Source organism: Brevundimonas sp. EU05-FHT14B07 (genome assembly GCF_058790795.1).
This window is the reverse complement of record NZ_JBYTCZ010000003.1, coordinates 247,988-262,722: the sequence shown is the minus strand read 5'-3', so window position 1 is coordinate 262,722 and position 14,735 is coordinate 247,988. Positions and strand designations below refer to the sequence as shown.

At 65.7% G+C, this 14,735-nt stretch carries 18 protein-coding genes; 15 read left to right on the top strand and 3 right to left on the bottom strand.

Annotated elements, in window-relative coordinates; all coding sequences use genetic code 11:
* On the bottom strand, positions 1-492 hold the full coding sequence (locus AC3WRC_RS09200) for a GNAT family N-acetyltransferase (RefSeq protein WP_492303635.1): 492 nt from the start codon (positions 490-492) through the stop codon (positions 1-3).
* Complete coding sequence (gene hemB, locus AC3WRC_RS09195; RefSeq protein ID WP_492303634.1) at positions 492-1,490, bottom strand: porphobilinogen synthase; 999 nt, start codon at positions 1,488-1,490, stop codon at positions 492-494. The genes AC3WRC_RS09200 and hemB overlap by 1 nt, the downstream gene beginning before the upstream one ends.
* A gap of 148 nt (positions 1,491-1,638) precedes the next feature.
* Between hemB and AC3WRC_RS09190 the strand changes: the two genes are divergently transcribed.
* The 13 genes from AC3WRC_RS09190 (at position 1,639) to AC3WRC_RS09130 (ending at position 13,021) form a co-directional block, all read left to right on the top strand.
* A complete protein-coding gene (locus AC3WRC_RS09190) occupies positions 1,639-2,457 on the top strand; it encodes a class I SAM-dependent methyltransferase (RefSeq protein WP_492303633.1) in 819 nt (272 codons plus the stop codon).
* A gap of 131 nt (positions 2,458-2,588) precedes the next feature.
* The gene (gene hemA, locus AC3WRC_RS09185; protein WP_492303632.1) at positions 2,589-3,815 is read left to right on the top strand and encodes a 5-aminolevulinate synthase; all 1,227 of its coding nucleotides are present in this window, start codon (positions 2,589-2,591) and stop codon (positions 3,813-3,815) included.
* Positions 3,812-3,997, top strand: coding sequence for a DUF6898 family protein (locus AC3WRC_RS09180; protein ID WP_055753617.1), 186 nt, complete (start codon positions 3,812-3,814; stop codon positions 3,995-3,997). Before hemA ends, AC3WRC_RS09180 begins: the two co-directional genes overlap by 4 nt.
* Positions 3,998-4,066: 69 nt before the next feature.
* Positions 4,067-5,350 carry a serine hydroxymethyltransferase gene (gene glyA, locus AC3WRC_RS09175; protein ID WP_174085132.1) on the top strand — a complete coding sequence of 428 codons (1,284 nt, stop codon included), beginning with the start codon at positions 4,067-4,069 and terminating at the stop codon, positions 5,348-5,350.
* Between the two features lie 7 nt (positions 5,351-5,357).
* The gene (gene nrdR, locus AC3WRC_RS09170) at positions 5,358-5,828 is read left to right on the top strand and encodes a transcriptional regulator NrdR (RefSeq protein WP_039245113.1); all 471 of its coding nucleotides are present in this window, start codon (positions 5,358-5,360) and stop codon (positions 5,826-5,828) included.
* Positions 5,828-6,448: a RibD family protein gene (locus tag AC3WRC_RS09165; RefSeq protein WP_492303631.1), complete on the top strand. Its 621-nt coding sequence runs from the start codon at positions 5,828-5,830 to the stop codon at positions 6,446-6,448. Before nrdR ends, AC3WRC_RS09165 begins: the two co-directional genes overlap by 1 nt.
* A gap of 66 nt (positions 6,449-6,514) precedes the next feature.
* Positions 6,515-7,117 (top strand): riboflavin synthase, encoded by a 603-nt coding sequence (locus AC3WRC_RS09160; protein ID WP_313444003.1) that lies wholly within the window; start codon positions 6,515-6,517, stop codon positions 7,115-7,117.
* Positions 7,117-8,253, top strand: a complete 1,137-nt coding sequence (gene ribB, locus AC3WRC_RS09155) for a 3,4-dihydroxy-2-butanone-4-phosphate synthase (RefSeq protein ID WP_492303794.1) — start codon at positions 7,117-7,119, stop codon at positions 8,251-8,253. Before AC3WRC_RS09160 ends, ribB begins: the two co-directional genes overlap by 1 nt.
* Complete coding sequence (gene ribH / locus AC3WRC_RS09150; protein ID WP_492303630.1) at positions 8,250-8,711, top strand: 6,7-dimethyl-8-ribityllumazine synthase; 462 nt, start codon at positions 8,250-8,252, stop codon at positions 8,709-8,711. The genes ribB and ribH overlap by 4 nt, the downstream gene beginning before the upstream one ends.
* On the top strand, positions 8,708-9,232 hold the full coding sequence (gene nusB, locus AC3WRC_RS09145) for a transcription antitermination factor NusB (protein ID WP_492303629.1): 525 nt from the start codon (positions 8,708-8,710) through the stop codon (positions 9,230-9,232). Before ribH ends, nusB begins: the two co-directional genes overlap by 4 nt.
* A complete protein-coding gene (gene thiL, locus AC3WRC_RS09140) occupies positions 9,232-10,221 on the top strand; it encodes a thiamine-phosphate kinase (RefSeq protein ID WP_492303628.1) in 990 nt (329 codons plus the stop codon). Before nusB ends, thiL begins: the two co-directional genes overlap by 1 nt.
* Positions 10,222-10,264: 43 nt before the next feature.
* Positions 10,265-10,696: a hypothetical protein gene (locus AC3WRC_RS09135; protein WP_492303627.1), complete on the top strand. Its 432-nt coding sequence runs from the start codon at positions 10,265-10,267 to the stop codon at positions 10,694-10,696.
* A 177-nt stretch (positions 10,697-10,873) separates the two neighbouring features.
* Positions 10,874-13,021: a sodium-translocating pyrophosphatase gene (locus AC3WRC_RS09130; protein WP_055753608.1), complete on the top strand. Its 2,148-nt coding sequence runs from the start codon at positions 10,874-10,876 to the stop codon at positions 13,019-13,021.
* A gap of 76 nt (positions 13,022-13,097) precedes the next feature.
* On the opposite strand, the gene AC3WRC_RS09125 is transcribed toward AC3WRC_RS09130, so the two are convergent.
* Positions 13,098-13,577 (bottom strand): outer membrane protein assembly factor BamE, encoded by a 480-nt coding sequence (locus AC3WRC_RS09125; protein ID WP_017503908.1) that lies wholly within the window; start codon positions 13,575-13,577, stop codon positions 13,098-13,100.
* 91 nt (positions 13,578-13,668) lie between these two features.
* Here AC3WRC_RS09125 and AC3WRC_RS09120 point away from each other — a divergent pair, with 91 nt between their 5' ends.
* A complete protein-coding gene (locus tag AC3WRC_RS09120; RefSeq protein ID WP_055753607.1) occupies positions 13,669-14,193 on the top strand; it encodes a ubiquinol-cytochrome C chaperone family protein in 525 nt (174 codons plus the stop codon).
* 5 nt (positions 14,194-14,198) lie between these two features.
* A complete protein-coding gene (locus tag AC3WRC_RS09115; protein WP_055753606.1) occupies positions 14,199-14,717 on the top strand; it encodes a YceD family protein in 519 nt (172 codons plus the stop codon).
* Positions 14,718-14,735 lie beyond the last annotated feature (18 nt).

The window sequence follows — 14,735 nt, the reverse complement described above, 5'->3', positions numbered from 1 at the left end:
CTAGAGCCGGCGGTGCATGACGTGCAGGCCGACCCGTCCGTGCATCGGGTGATTGAAAGCCTCGGGGATCGTGCCCACGATCTCGAAATCCAACTTCTTCCAAAGGGCGACGGCCACGGTATTGGTCTCGACCACGGCGTTGAACTGCATGGATCGAAAGCCGGCATCCCGCGCGAAAGCCAGCGCGGCCTCGCCCAGCGCCCGGGCCACGCCGCGCCCGCGCGCTTCGGGCGTGACCATGAAGCTACCGTTGGCGACGTGGGCGCCGTTTCCCTGTTGGTTGGGAATGATCTTGGCGGCGCCCAGCACCTGGCCGTTCTCAACCGCAACCAAGGTTCCGCCGGGCGCCGGCGGGGTCCACATGGCGCGCGCCTGCGCCTCGGTCATGTCTAACGGATAGGTATAGGTCTCGCCCGCGCGGGTGACGGTCTCGATGATCGGCCACAGGCCCGGCCAGTCGGCCTCCGTGATCGGCCGGATCTCCACGCCCATCAGCCCAGCAGCCGTGCGGCCTGCGGTGCGAAATAGGTCAGCACGCCCGCGCAACCCGCGCGCTTGAACCCGTGCAGGGTTTCAAGGATCGCACGGTCCCGGTCCAGCCAGCCATTGGCGATGGACGCCTGCATCATCGAATATTCGCCCGACACCTGATAGGCGAAGGTGGGTACGCGGAAGGTCTCGGACACGCGCCGGACGATATCCAGATACGGCATGCCCGGCTTGACCATCACCGCATCGGCGCCTTCCGACAGGTCCATCGCCACCTCCTTCAGCGCCTCGTCGGAGTTGGCGTAATCCATCTGATAGGTCTTCTTGTCGCCCTTCAGCATCGCCGAAGAGCCCACGGCGTCGCGATAGGGGCCGTAGAAGGCCGAGGCGAACTTGGCGGCGTAGGACAGGATCAGCGTGTCCTGAAACCCGTTCGCCTCCAGCGCCTCGCGCACCGCCTGGATGCGGCCATCCATCATGTCCGACGGGGCCACGACATCGGCGCCGGCATGGGCGTGGATGAAGGCCTGTTCGGCCAGACGGTCCAGCGAGGCGTCGTTGGCGATCCGGTCGCCCTCCATTACCCCGTCGTGGCCATGGTCGGTGTAGCAGTCCAGGGCGACGTCGGTCATGATGCCGATCTCGGGCGCGGCGTCCTTGATGGCCTTGATGCAGTCGGGAATCAGGCCGTCGGGGTCGGTTGCGCCGGTGCCGACCGCATCCTTGATCGCGCCGTCGACATTGGGGAACAGGGCCACCATCGGAATGCCGAGGTCGCGCGCCTCGACCGCCGCCGACGCCGCCGCCTTTGGGGAAAGCCGAAACACGCCGGGCATGGAGGCGACCGGGACGCGATCCTCGGCGCCGTCATGGACGATCAACGGCCAGATCAGATCGGCCGGCGTCAGGGTCGTTTCCGCCACCAGCCTGCGCACCCACGGGCTGGACCGCAGGCGGCGCGGACGGGCGAGCGGGAAGGGGGCGGGCTGATAGGGAAGCATGGCGAGACCTTGGAAAATCCAGCGTCGGACTAGCGCCGCAACGGCCGGTGCGCAAATCGCGTGATGCGTCGGATCGTTTCGTGCGTGATGACGGCTTGCGCGGATCGGCGAAATGCGAGCCTATCGCGATAAATCGATGGAGACGGTGATGATCGGGAAATTGGCGGCGGGTGCAACGGCCCTGGTTCTGGCGGCAGGTCTGTCCGGCTGCATCATCATCGACTCGGACGGCGGAGAGCGGACCGTGGTCACGCCTTCCGGCGCCATGACTGCGGATGAGGTTTCGGAAGCTGCCAGCTTGCACGCGATTTACACCGTAGCGTTATCCGATCCCAAGCGTCCGGCCGAAGAGGTCGCGCGTGATCCGCTGCGTCACCCGGCTGAGATTCTCGCCTTCGCTCAACTGGAGCCCGGCGACAAGGTCGCCGACATTCGCCCCGGCGCTGGCTATTTCACTCGGCTGTTCTCCGACGTGGTCGGCCCGACCGGCCGCGTCTACGCCTTCGTGCCCGAGCGGACGATGGCGCGCGAGAACGCCGGGGCCGATGCGCTTGTCGCGGCCTATTCGAACGTGACGCGCGTCAACGGCCTGCTGGACTCCATGACCTTCGCCGAGCCGCTGGACATGATCTTCATGAGCCAGGAATACCACGACTTCCACATCCCCGGCTTCAACACGGACGTGGCCAAGATGAATGCGGCGGTGTTCGCGGCGCTGAAGCCCGGCGGCCGCTACATCTTGATCGACCATGAGGCGGCGCCCGGCACGGGCATCTCGGCGGTTCAGACCCTGCACCGCATCGAAGGCGACTATCTGAAGCGCGAGGTCGAGGCGGCGGGCTTCGTCTTCGAGGGCGAGAGCCAGGCCGTCGCCAATCCCGCAGACGACCACAGCCTGAACGTCTTCGACGAGAAGATCCGCGGCAAGACGGACCAGTTCGTCTATCGTTTCCGCAAGCCGGGCTGATCGATCTCGATACTGAGAACCGTTATCAATTAAGGGTTTGGGGCGTTTTGTCCATGCGGCGGACATGGACAAGCCCGCTTCGGGAGAGCAAACAACGCAAAGACATCGCCATAAGCGAAAGAACGCGTAGTTTGTTCGACTATAAGGCCGCCTTTAATAGCTCCGTGGAGCAGGTTCGCAGCGAAGGACGCTATCGCGTCTTCGCCGATCTGAAGCGCGTGCGCGGTCAGTTTCCGCAGGCTGTGCGTCGCCGCGAGGATGGCTCCGAACAGGACGTCGTCATCTGGTGCTCCAACGACTATCTCGGCATGGGCCAGCACCCCGTCGTGCTGGACGCCATGCATAATGAGATCGATGCGGTAGGCGCCGGCGCCGGCGGCACGCGCAACATCTCCGGCACGACCCGCTCCGCCGTCGATCTGGAAGCCGAACTGGCCCACTGGCACCAGAAGGAAGCGGCGCTGCTGTTCACCTCGGGCTATGTCGGCAACGAGGCGACGCTGTCGACCCTGCAGAAGATCCTGCCGGGCCTGATCACCTTTTCCGATTCGCTGAACCACGCCTCAATGATCGCCGGCATCCGCCACGGCGGCGGCGAGCGTCACGTCTTCATGCACAACGATCTGGCGCATCTGGAGGCCCTGCTGGCCGCCGCGCCGGCCGATGCGCCCAAGCTGATCGCGTTCGAGAGCGTCTATTCGATGGACGGCGATATCGCCGATCTGGCCGGCACCATTGCGCTCGCCAAAAAATACGGCGCCCTGACCTATCTGGACGAAGTCCATGCCGTCGGCCTGTATGGCGAAACCGGCGCGGGCGTCGCCGAGCGCGACGGTGTGCTGGACCAGATCGACATCATCGAATGCACCCTGGGCAAGGCGATCGGCGTGATGGGTGGCTATATCGCCGCCGACGCCATGATCATCGATGCTGTGCGCAGCTGGGCCTCGGGCTTCATCTTCACCACCTCGCTCCCGCCGGCCCTCACCGCCGGCGCCTTGGCCTCCGTGCGTCACCTGAAGACCCACCCCGAACTGCGCGTCCAGCATCAGGAGCGGGCCGCGACCCTGAAAGCCCGCTTCGCCGCCGCCGGCATCCCGGTGATGGAAAGCGAGAGCCATATCGTCCCGGTGCACGTCGGTGATCCGGTCCACTGCAAGATGATCTCGGACATGCTGCTGGACGAGTACGGCGTCTATGTTCAGCCGATCAACTATCCGACCGTGCCCAAGGGGACTGAGCGCCTGCGGTTCACCCCCTCCCCGAACCACACCGACGCCATGATGGATCATCTGGTCCAGGCGATGGACAAACTGTTCGCCCACTGCAACGTGGCGCGCCGACCCGTCGCCGCATGACGACGGGCGACGACCTCGGAGAGGTCATCGTCGAATTCACCCGAAACGGCCCCTACCTCAAATGCTCGGCCATCCATGTTGCGACGGGCCGGGAGGTCAGCGCCATGGGGCCGGTCAACGAGCCCAAGTCCGTCGAACGGGTGGCGATCGCCAAGTTGAGGCGGGCTCTGGGCAAAGGCTGACCACAAGATGTTGTGGTCGCGCGCGGCTGGGGATAGATAGGCCAGCTTCTGATTTCCGGGGATTCCAGAGTGACGGCCTTCACCCACGACGCCTATTTCACCAAGACGCTCGCTGACGCCGACCCGGATGTCTTCAAGGGCATTCAGGGCGAGCTGGGCCGTCAACGCGAGCAGATCGAGCTGATCGCTTCAGAGAATATCGTCTCTCAGGCGGTGCTGGACGCGCAGGGTTCTGTCCTGACCAACAAATACGCGGAAGGCTATCCCGGTCGTCGCTATTACGGCGGCTGCGAGTTCGTCGACGTGACCGAGGATCTGGCGCGCGAGCGGGCCAAGCAACTGTTCGGCGCCGCCTTCGCCAACGTCCAGCCGCACTCGGGCGCCCAGGCGAACCAGGCGGTCTTCTTCACCCTGCTGCAGCCTGGCGACACCTTCCTGGGCATGGATCTGGCCTGCGGCGGACACCTGACGCACGGTTCGCCGGCGAACCAGTCGGGCAAGTGGTTCCGCCCTGTGACCTACAAGGTGCGCGAAGACACCCATCTGATCGACTACGACCACGTCGCCGAAATGGCCGAGCGTGAGAAGCCCAAGCTGATCCTGGCCGGCGCCTCGGCCTACAGCCGCCACATCGACTTCAAGCGCTTCCGCGAGATCGCCGACAGCGTTGGCGCCTATCTGATGGTGGATATGGCCCACTATGCAGGCCTGATCGCCGGCGGCGCCTATCCGGACCCGATCCCACACGCCCACGTCGTCACCACGACGACGCACAAGACCCTGCGCGGTCCGCGCGGCGGCATGATCCTGTCCAACGATGTCGATCTGGGCAAGAAGATCAACTCCGCCGTCTTCCCCGGCTTGCAAGGCGGCCCGTTGGAACACGTCATCGCCGCCAAGGCCGTGGCCTTCGGCGAGGCGCTGAAGCCCGAGTTCAAGGGCTACGCCCAACAGGTGGTCAAGAACGCCCAGGCCCTGTCCGGCGTCCTGATCGAGCGTGGCCTGGCCATCGTCTCGGGCGGCACCGACAGCCATCTGGCCCTGGTCGACCTGCGGCCCAAGGGCGTGACCGGCAAGGCGACCGAGCATGAGCTCGAAAAGGCGCTGATGACCTGCAACAAGAACGGCGTGCCGTTCGACACCGCCCCGTTCACCGTCACCTCGGGCGTCCGCCTGGGCACCCCGGCCGGCACCACGCGCGGCTTCGGTGAGGAAGAGTTCAAGCAGATCGGCCACTGGATCGCCGACGTGGTCTCGTCGATGAATGGCGGCGACGAAGCTGATCCGGCTGTGGTCGCGGGCGTCGCGGCCCAGGTGCGAGAGTTGACGCACCGCTTCCCGATCTACGGATAAGCGCCTGATGAAGTGCCCTTTTTGCGGTCATCAGGACACCCAGGTGAAGGACAGCCGGCCGTCGGACGACGGCTCGGCCATTCGACGCCGCCGGTCCTGCCCGAACTGCAACGGGCGCTTCACGACGTTCGAGCGCGTGCAACTGCGTGAACTGGTCATCCTGAAACGCAACGGACGGCGCACGCCCTTCGATCGCGACAAGCTGGAACGCTCGCTGGGGGTGGCGCTGCGCAAACGCCCGGTCCAGGCCGATCAGGTCGAGCAGATGGTCAACCGGATCGTCCGCCAACTGGAAAGCCTGGGCGAGACCGAAATCCCGTCCAGCACGGTCGGCGACTTCATCATGAAGGCGCTGAAGGGCGTCGATGAGGTGGCCTATGTCCGTTACGCCTCGGTCTACAAGGATTTCCGCCACACCGGCGACTTCGCCAAGTTCTTGGGCGACGAAGGGTTCGACGAACCGTCCGGCAAGGCCTGATGCGGGTCACGCTGAAACTGGCGACCTCCTTGGACGGGCGGATCGCCACGGCCTCGGGCGAAAGCCAGTGGATCACCGGCGAAGCCGCGCGGCTTGAGGGTCACCGCCTGCGCGCCGCCCACGACGCGATCCTGGTCGGCGTCGAGACGGTCCTGCACGACGATCCCGAACTGACTGCTCGCTTGCCGGGCCGCAGCGTGGATCAGCCCTTGCGTGTCGTGCTGGACAGCCGGCTGCGCACGCCGCAGGCGGCGAAGGTCGCCGGCGAAAACACCCTGATCCTGACCGCGGCGGAATCGCGCGCGATCGGCGTCGCCAAGGTGATGCAGGTCGCCGCCGAGGACGGTCGTCCGACCATCCCGGCCGTGCTGAAAGCCTTGGAAGCCGCCGGCGCAACATCGCTGCTCATCGAAGGCGGCGGTCAGGTCGCGGCCTCCTTCCTGCGCGCCGATGCCGTCGATGCGCTGGAGTGGTTTCGCGCCCCGGTCCTGCTGGGCGGGGAGGGGCGGCCCTGCGTCGCGGCCCTGGCTCTTGCAAAGCTGGCCGACGCCCCCAAGTTCCGTCGCCTGGGCGTCGAGCCCGTCGGGGACGATCTGTGGGAACGCTACGCCCGTCTCTGACGCCGTCCAATTTAGACGATTAGACGAATTAGACGGTATTTTTCTCCCAAGGGGTCCAGAGTCCAAATGTTCACCGGCATCGTCACCGACATCGGCCGCGTCCGCGAGGTCCGCGAGACCGATCGCGACCGGCGCTACGAGATCGAGACCGCCTGGAACACCGACGGCATCGATCTGGGCGCCTCCATCAGCCACGCGGGCTGCTGCCTGACGGTGACCGAAAAGGGCCACGATGCACGGGGGGGCTGGTTCGCCGTCGAGGTATCGAACGAGACCCTGTCCAAGACCACCCTGGGCGGCTGGAAGACCGGCGACGGCGTCAATCTGGAGCGGGCCGCCAAGCTGGGCGACGAAATGGGCGGCCATGTCGTGTCCGGCCACGTCGACGGTCTTGGGCGGGTGGTTTCGATCACGCCCGAAGGCGGATCGCACCGGATCGAGGTCGAGGCCCCCGCGCCTCTGCATCGCTATATCGCCGCCAAGGGGTCGATCACGGTGGACGGCGTGTCTTTGACCGTAAACGCCGTCGAGGGTCAGGTCTTCTCGCTGAACATCATCCCGCACACCTGGGACGTGACGACCCTGGGCCGCTTGAAAGTGGGCGATCCCGTCAATCTGGAGATCGACATGCTGGCGCGATACCTTGCGCGGTGGCAGGAGACCGCGTGATGCAAGCCCAGGCCGCAAACATGAACGACAGCCCCATCAGTCCCATCGAGGACATTCTGGAAGACGCCCGCAACGGCCGTCCCTACATCCTGGTGGACGCCGAGGATCGCGAGAACGAAGGGGACATCATCATCCCCGCCCAGTTTGCGACGCCGGACCAGATCAACTTCATGATTCGCCAGGCGCGCGGCCTGGTGTGCCTGGCCCTGACCGCCGAGCGCGCCCAGCAACTGCGCCTGCCGCCAATGGCCGCCGACAACCGCGAGAGCATGAAGACCGCCTTCACCGTCTCGATCGAGGCAAAGGACGGCGTGACGACCGGCATTTCCGCCGCCGACCGCTCGCGCACCATTCATGTAGCGACCGACGCGTCAAAGGGCATGGACGACATTGTCTCGCCGGGACACATCTTCCCGCTGGTCGCGCGCGACGGCGGCGTTCTGGTCCGCGCCGGCCACACTGAGGCGGCCGTGGACATCAGCCGCATGGCCGGCCTGACCCCCGCCGGGGTGATCTGCGAGATCATCAAGGACGACGGCGAGATGGCGCGGATGCCCGATCTGGTCGCCTTCGCCCAGCTGCATGGGCTGAAGATCGGCACCATCGCCGACCTGATCGCCTATCGTCGCCGCACCGAACGCTTCGTCGAACGGATCATGGATACGCCGTTCGAGAGCGTTCACGGCGGACCGTTCCGCCTGATGCTGTACAAGAACACCATTGAGGGCGCCGAGCATGTGGCCCTGGTCAAGGGGCGCATCGATCCGGCCAAACCGACCTTGGTGCGGATGCACCAGGTGGACTTCGCCTGCGACCTGCTGGGCCACGTCGAGGCGCGCCAGGACTATGTGCCGAGCGCCCTGAAACAGATCACCGACCATGACGGACCCGGCGTCGTCGTCTTCCTACGCGATCCGTCGCTGACCTCGCTGGCCGAACGGCTGGCGGGCTCGGACAAGCCGGCGGCGATGGATCGATCGCTGCGCGCCTATGGCGTGGGGGCCCAGATCCTGCTGGACCTGGGCGTCAGGGACATGATCGTGATGAGTTCGACGCGACCCGAGCCCACTGCGCTTGAAGGCTACGGCCTGCGCATCGTCGGCTGGCGCGACATGGATGGAGAAATAAAGGCGTGACCGAAGCCCCCCGTATTTTGATCGTTGAGGCGCGCTTCTACGACGACCTGGCCGACGCCCTGCTTGAAGGGGCCAAGGAGACGCTGAAGGCGCGCGGCGCCGACTTCGACGTCATCACCGTACCCGGCGCGCTGGAGGTGCCGCCGGCCATCGCCCTGGCCGAGGAGGCCGGCCGCTTCCCGACCGCGCCCCGCTATGATGGCTATGTCGCTCTGGGCACGGTCATCCGTGGCGAGACCTACCATTTCGAGATCGTCTCCGATCAGTCGGCGGCCGGCATCATGGCGCTTGGCGTCAAGGGCGTCATCATCGGCAACGGCATCCTAACGACCGAGGACGAAGATCAGGCCTGGTATCGGGCCCGTCTTTCGGAAGGGGATAAGGGCGGCGGCGCCGCCAAGGCGTGCCTGGACCTCATTGCATTGAAGAGGCGGTTGCGTCATGGCGTCGGCGCATGACTGAACCGAACAGCGTCAAAGCCGTCCTCGAACAACTCGCCGAAGCCGAAAAGCAGCGCGCCGAGCCCAATCTGAGCTCCAAACAGCGTCGCGCCCGCACCGTGTCGCGTCTCACCGCCGTCCAGGCCCTGTATCAGATGGAACTGGCGGGCGAGGGCGTGGAGACGGTGATCACCGAATTCTCGAACTTCCGCTTCGACACCGACATCGAGGGCGAGGCCCTGGCCGAGGCCGACGAGGCCTATTTCGCCGACATCGTGCGCGGCGTGATCGAAAGCCAGCGCGACATCGACGCCGCCATCAAGGCGCGTCTGGCCTCCAACTGGAAGCTTGAGCGGATCGACGCCACCCTGCGCGCCCTGCTGCGGTCGGGCGCCTGGGAGCTGATCAAGCATCCCGAGACGCCGCGCGAGGTCGTGATCGACGAATATGTCGAACTGGCCAAGGCTTTCTTCGACGACGCCGAGGCGCGCTTCGTCAACGCGGCGCTGGACGGCGTATCCAGAGACACGCGCAAATAATGCCGGCGCTCGACATCGCGGGCGAGTTCGAGACGATCGAGAGGCTGTTCAAGCCCCTGGCCCATCCCGAATGGGGCAGGGGGCTGGCCGACGATGTGGCGGTGCTGCCGTCACGCCCCGGCTGTGACCTCGTCTTGACCAAGGACGCCATCGTCGAGGGCGTGCATTTTCTGCCCGACGATCCGCTGGACACGGTCGCCAGGAAGCTGCTGCGAGTGAACTTGTCGGACCTTGCCGCCAAGGGCGCTGAGCCGTTCGGCTATCTGCTGGCCTGCTTCTGGTCGGAACGCTGCGGCTGGCCCGAGCGCGAGGCCTTTGCTTCCGGGCTGGCCGAGGATCAGGCGCGGTTCGGCGTTCATCTGCTCGGCGGGGACACGGTCAAGACTCCTGGCCCGCTGTCCTTCTCTCTGACGGCCCTGGGTTGGGCGCCGACGGGCAAAGTCGTTTCTCGCGCAGGCGCGCAGGTCGGCGACCTCGTCTTCGTCACCGGCGTCATCGGGGACGGCCTTCTGGGCCTGAAGGCGGCGCAAGGACAATTGGCTCTGGCGCCTGAGCGGACGGAGGCTTTGGTCAGCCACTACAGGATGCCGACGCCCCGTATCGACTTCGCCGACATTGTGCGCGAGTTCGCCACAGCATCCGTCGATGTGTCGGACGGCCTGGCTGCCGACCTGGCCCACATCGCGCAGTCCAGCAGGGTCGGCGTGTCGCTCAATCTGAACGTCCTGCCCCTGTCCGCAGCGGCCCAGGCTTGGTTCGACGACCGGGTCGATCCGCAGCTGTCTTTGGAAGACCTGGCTAGCGGCGGCGACGACTACGAGATCGCCTTCACCGCCCATTCGCGCCACGAAGACGCCCTGCGTCGCGAGGCCGAGCGCCGGCTGATTCGCCTGACCCGCGTCGGCGAAGTCACCGCAGGTCAGGGCCTGACGGTTCTTTACGACGGTCAGCCCGTGCCGATGTCCAGAAACGGCTGGACCCACGGCTGACGTGGCAAGGGAATCCTAACGCCCGTCCGGCAGGATGTCGTTCATGGACCGTAGAACCCTGATCGCCGCCGGAACCGCCGCCCTGACCGCCACTGCGGCCAGTCGCGCTGTCGCCTCCAGCAGCGAAACGGAGTCTGCGCCTGCGGCCCTGAGCATCGCAGGTCTCGGCCTGCCCGTCATCGAGGGCGGACGCTTGCGGAACTATGTGTTTGTCGCCCTCCGGCTCGAACTGGGCGCCGGCAAGACCGTCGAGCAGATGAAGTCCAAGGAAGCCTTCTTCCGCGACGCCGTCGTCCGCGCGGCCCACAAGACGCCCTTCACCGTGCCCGGGGATTGGACACGGCTGGATGAACGGGCTCTGTCCGCGTCCCTAGTGGCGGCGTCTGCGGCGATTGCGGGGCGTGGCTCCGTCCGGCGCGTTGAGGTCGTCAGCCAGTCGCCGCGGCGCCGCACGGGAATGCAGACCGCTCGCTGAACGGCCTGACCGACCGCTGTTGCGTCACTCCGCCTGCCATGACAGGCTCCCTTTGCAAATCCCACAGAACGCACTGACGCGTTCGCCGCGTGCGGGGGGACCGGAAGGCGGACAGAGGCGATAACGCCCGACCGCGCCAAGGCCTGCGCGCCTGTTTGCAAGGGCATGGAAACGCCAATGACGAACTCACTTACGCTGGTCTTCGCGGCCGGTGTGCTGGCGGTGCTGTATGGCGCCGCTCAGACCGCCGTGCTGATGAAGGCGAGCACCGGCAACGACAAGATGCGAGAGATCGCCGCCGCGATCCAGGAAGGCGCCTCGGCCTATCTGAAGCGGCAATATCTGACCATCGGCATCGTCGGGATCGTGATCCTGATCGCCGCCTACTTCCTTATCGGAATCTATGCCGCCATCGGATTTCTTATCGGGGCCGTCCTGTCCGGTGCAGCCGGCTATGCCGGGATGCTGATCTCGGTGCGGGCGAATGTCCGCACGGCGCAGGCCGCGTCCGAAAGTCTGTCCAAGGGGTTGAACCTGGCGTTCCGCTCGGGCGCCATCACCGGCATGTTCGTGGCGGGCGGCGCCCTGATCGGGGTGTCAGGCTACTACATCGTGCTGACCCAGCATCTGGGCTTGGCCTCGACAGGCCGCGAGGTGATCGACGGGCTGGTGGCGCTGGGCTTCGGCGCCTCCCTGATCTCGATCTTCGCGCGCCTGGGTGGCGGCATCTTCACCAAGGGCGCCGACGTGGGCGGCGACATGGTGGGCAAGGTCGAGGCGGGCATTCCCGAGGACGATCCTCGTAACGCCGCCACCATCGCCGACAATGTGGGCGACAACGTCGGCGACTGCGCCGGCATGGCGGCCGATCTGTTCGAGACCTATGCCGTGACGACCGTCGCGACCATGGTGCTGGCCGCGATCTTCTTCAGGGGGCAGCCCTATGTGGATCTGATGATGGTGCTGCCGCTAGCGATCTGCGCGGTGTGTATTGTCACCTCCATCATCGGCAGCTTCTTCGTGCGGCTGGGCAAGTCCAACAACATCATGGGCGCCCTCTATCAGGGGCTTATCGTCACCGGCGTCCTGTCCATCGGCGCGGTCTGGTGGGTGATCGATCAGATGGTGACGGGGCCGATCGTGACGGCCAGCGGTCTGGAGATCCAGCCGATGGCGCTGTTTTGGTCCGGCATGGTCGGTCTGGCGGTGACGGCGGCGATCGTGGTGGTGACCGAATACTACACCGGGTCCGGCTTCCGTCCGGTGCGATCGGTCGCCAACGCCTCGGTGTCCGGGCACGGCACCAACGTCATTCAGGGCCTGGCCGTCTCGCTAGAGGCGACGGCGCTGCCCGCGCTGACGATCATCGTCGGCATCGTGGCCAGCTTCCAGCTGGCCGGCCTGTTCGGCATCGCCATCGCCACGACGACCATGCTGGGCGTGGCGGGAATGATCGTGGCGCTCGACGCCTTTGGACCCGTGACCGACAACGCCGGCGGCATCGCCGAGATGGCCGGTCTGCCCAGCGACGTGCGGCATTCGACGGATGCGCTGGACGCCGTGGGCAACACCACCAAGGCCGTGACCAAGGGCTACGCCATCGGTTCGGCGGGCCTCGGCGCGCTGGTGCTGTTCGCCGCCTATACGTCGGACCTGCAGTATTTCTCGGCCAATCCGGCGGACTATCCGTTCTTCGCCGACATGGGTCCGATCGCCTTCGATCTGACCAATCCCTACGTCGTCGTCGGGCTGCTGTTCGGGGGACTGCTGCCGTTCCTGTTCGGCGGCATGTCGATGATGGCGGTGGGACGGGCCGCCGAATCGGTCGTCGCGGAGGTCCGACGCCAGTTCCGCGAGAACCCCGGCATCATGACCTATGAGGTGAAGCCGGAATACGGCCGGGCGGTCGACATCCTGACCAAGGCGGCGATCCGCGAGATGATCGTGCCGTCGCTGTTGCCGGTGCTGTCGCCGATCGTCCTGTTCGTCGCGGTGCTGGCCATTTCGGACAAGGCGAACGCCTTTGCCGCTCTCGGCGCCATGCTGATGGGCGTGATCGTCACCGGCCTGTTCGTCGCCATTTCGATGACATCAGGCGGCGGCGCCTGGGACAACGCCAAGAAGGTGATCGAGGAAGGCTTCACCGACAAGAACGGCGTCGTCCACGGCAAGGGCTCCGAAGCCCACAAGGCGGCCGTGACCGGCGATACGGTGGGCGATCCCTACAAGGACACGTCGGGTCCGGCGGTGAACCCGATGATCAAGATCACCAATATCGTCGCCCTGCTGCTGCTGGCGGTGCTGGCGAGCGGGACCATCGGCTAGGCGAAACCACAGCCATTTACGAAAACGCCCCGGAGAGCGATCTCCGGGGCGCCTGTGTTTTGGGGAAAGAGCCGCCTTAGTCGGGGCGGCGCTGGCCGGGCGTGTCGTCTTCAGTGCGGGGCAGTTGGCCACGACCGACGTTGCCCAGCAGTTGTTCCAGAACCGTCAGCTCACGACCGCGCGTCGGCGTCTCGTTGCGGTTCATGGCGATCTGCTCGCCGTCCGTCAGGCCGAGAGTGCGCACCGAAGCCACCTGATCGCCCTGCGGGACGAAGGTGATTTCGGTCACGGTGCGCGTCGAAACCTTGGGCAGGTTGTAGGTGTATTTCTCGGTCGTCTGGCTGATGTAGTACCAGACCTGATCCGGCTCGAACGTCGAGGTGGTCGAAGGCGAACCCAGCTTCGCGAGGACGGTTTCCTTGGTGTCCGTGCCGGCGACCACGTCTTGCGGCTTGGCGTCGATGGCCTGGAAGCCGTTGGAGCCGATGGTCGGGGCGCAGGCGGCGGACAGGCCGGCCAGCGAAACAGCGACAAAAAGCGGGACGAAACGGGACATGGTCGGGCGCCTGCGAGAGAACAAGGTCTTTGACCTAGACGGACCTGCGTCCTAGTTCAACGGCGCGGCGGAAAAGGGGCCGTTGGAACCCATGCTGAAAAACCTGTTCAAACCCCGGTCCGGCGTCCGTCTCGGCGACGATCTCTACGCCAAGGCCGTCAGCCAGGCCCGCAATCCGGCCTTCTACACGCACCTGGCGGTCGACGACCGCATCGACGCGCGATTCGAGCTCTACACGCTGCATGTGCTGTTGCTGGTGCTGCGGCTGCGCGATGAGAACACGGCTCAGGGCCAGGATGCGGCTCAGGCGGTGTTCGACGTCTATGTCTCGGCGCTGGATCACGTCCTGCGCGAAGAAGGCGTGGGCGACGTCGCCGTCGGCAAGAAGATGCGCAAGCTGGGCGAAGCCCTCTACGGCCGGATGAACGCCTATGAGCAGCCGTTGCGCGCCGGCGATGCGGCGGCTTTGGCGGAGGCGATGGCGAAGAATGTCTATGCGGATCCGCAAGCGCCCCATGCGGACACATTGGCGCGCTATGCGCTGACGACACGCGCGGCCTTGGCGGCGCAGGATTTCAACAAGGTGCTGGCGACGCCGGCCTGGGCGGAAGTTTGAACGAGATGAGCGCGACGCTCCCCTACAGCGAAACGGTGCGGGTCAATCAGATCGGCGCGGGCCTGAGCCGCCGGCTGGAGCCGGATGCAGACACTCGCAAGCGAATCGCCCGCAGCCTCGATCTTCAGGGGCTGGACGATTTCGCCGTCGATCTGGAAATCAAGCCGACGCCGTCAACCAGCGAATGGACGATGAAGGGCAGGGTGACCGCACATGCGGTGCAGACCTGCGGCCTGACGCTGGAGCCCTTGCCAGTCGATGTGGATCGCCGGTTCTCCATTCAGCTCGTCGAAGCCAAGCCCGAGGAAACCGACGAGATTGAGGTCACGCTGGATGAAGAAGACGCCGACGTGATCGAGGACGGCAAGATCGACCTGGGCCAGTATGCGGTCGAGCAATTGGTGCTGTCGCTTGATCCGTTCCCGCGCAAGCCGGGCGCGGAGTTCGTGCAACCTGAGGAGCCAACGGAGATTTCTCCGTTCGCGGCCCTGAGGGCGCTCAAATCCAAAGACGACCAAGGCTGAGGTTGACGTAGGGGCCGG

Bases quoted from the DNA above. Each gene is read 5' to 3' on its own strand.
- thiL (WP_492303628.1), top strand. From the start codon at position 9,232: ATGCCGGCGCTCGACATCGCGGGCGAGTTCGAGACGATCGAGAGGCTG.
- AC3WRC_RS09160 (WP_313444003.1), top strand. From the start codon at position 6,515: ATGTTCACCGGCATCGTCACCGACATCGGCCGCGTCCGCGAGGTCCGC.
- AC3WRC_RS09115 (WP_055753606.1), top strand. From the start codon at position 14,199: ATGAGCGCGACGCTCCCCTACAGCGAAACGGTGCGGGTCAATCAGATC.
- ribB (WP_492303794.1), top strand. From the start codon at position 7,117: ATGCAAGCCCAGGCCGCAAACATGAACGACAGCCCCATCAGTCCCATC.
- AC3WRC_RS09200 (WP_492303635.1), bottom strand. From the start codon at position 492: ATGGGCGTGGAGATCCGGCCGATCACGGAGGCCGACTGGCCGGGCCTG.
- AC3WRC_RS09125 (WP_017503908.1), bottom strand. From the start codon at position 13,577: ATGTCCCGTTTCGTCCCGCTTTTTGTCGCTGTTTCGCTGGCCGGCCTG.
- AC3WRC_RS09120 (WP_055753607.1), top strand. From the start codon at position 13,669: ATGCTGAAAAACCTGTTCAAACCCCGGTCCGGCGTCCGTCTCGGCGAC.
- AC3WRC_RS09190 (WP_492303633.1), top strand. From the start codon at position 1,639: ATGATCGGGAAATTGGCGGCGGGTGCAACGGCCCTGGTTCTGGCGGCA.
- AC3WRC_RS09135 (WP_492303627.1), top strand. From the start codon at position 10,265: ATGGACCGTAGAACCCTGATCGCCGCCGGAACCGCCGCCCTGACCGCC.
- hemB (WP_492303634.1), bottom strand. From the start codon at position 1,490: ATGCTTCCCTATCAGCCCGCCCCCTTCCCGCTCGCCCGTCCGCGCCGC.
- AC3WRC_RS09180 (WP_055753617.1), top strand. From the start codon at position 3,812: ATGACGACGGGCGACGACCTCGGAGAGGTCATCGTCGAATTCACCCGA.
- AC3WRC_RS09130 (WP_055753608.1), top strand. From the start codon at position 10,874: ATGACGAACTCACTTACGCTGGTCTTCGCGGCCGGTGTGCTGGCGGTG.
- nusB (WP_492303629.1), top strand. From the start codon at position 8,708: ATGACTGAACCGAACAGCGTCAAAGCCGTCCTCGAACAACTCGCCGAA.
- nrdR (WP_039245113.1), top strand. From the start codon at position 5,358: ATGAAGTGCCCTTTTTGCGGTCATCAGGACACCCAGGTGAAGGACAGC.
- AC3WRC_RS09165 (WP_492303631.1), top strand. From the start codon at position 5,828: ATGCGGGTCACGCTGAAACTGGCGACCTCCTTGGACGGGCGGATCGCC.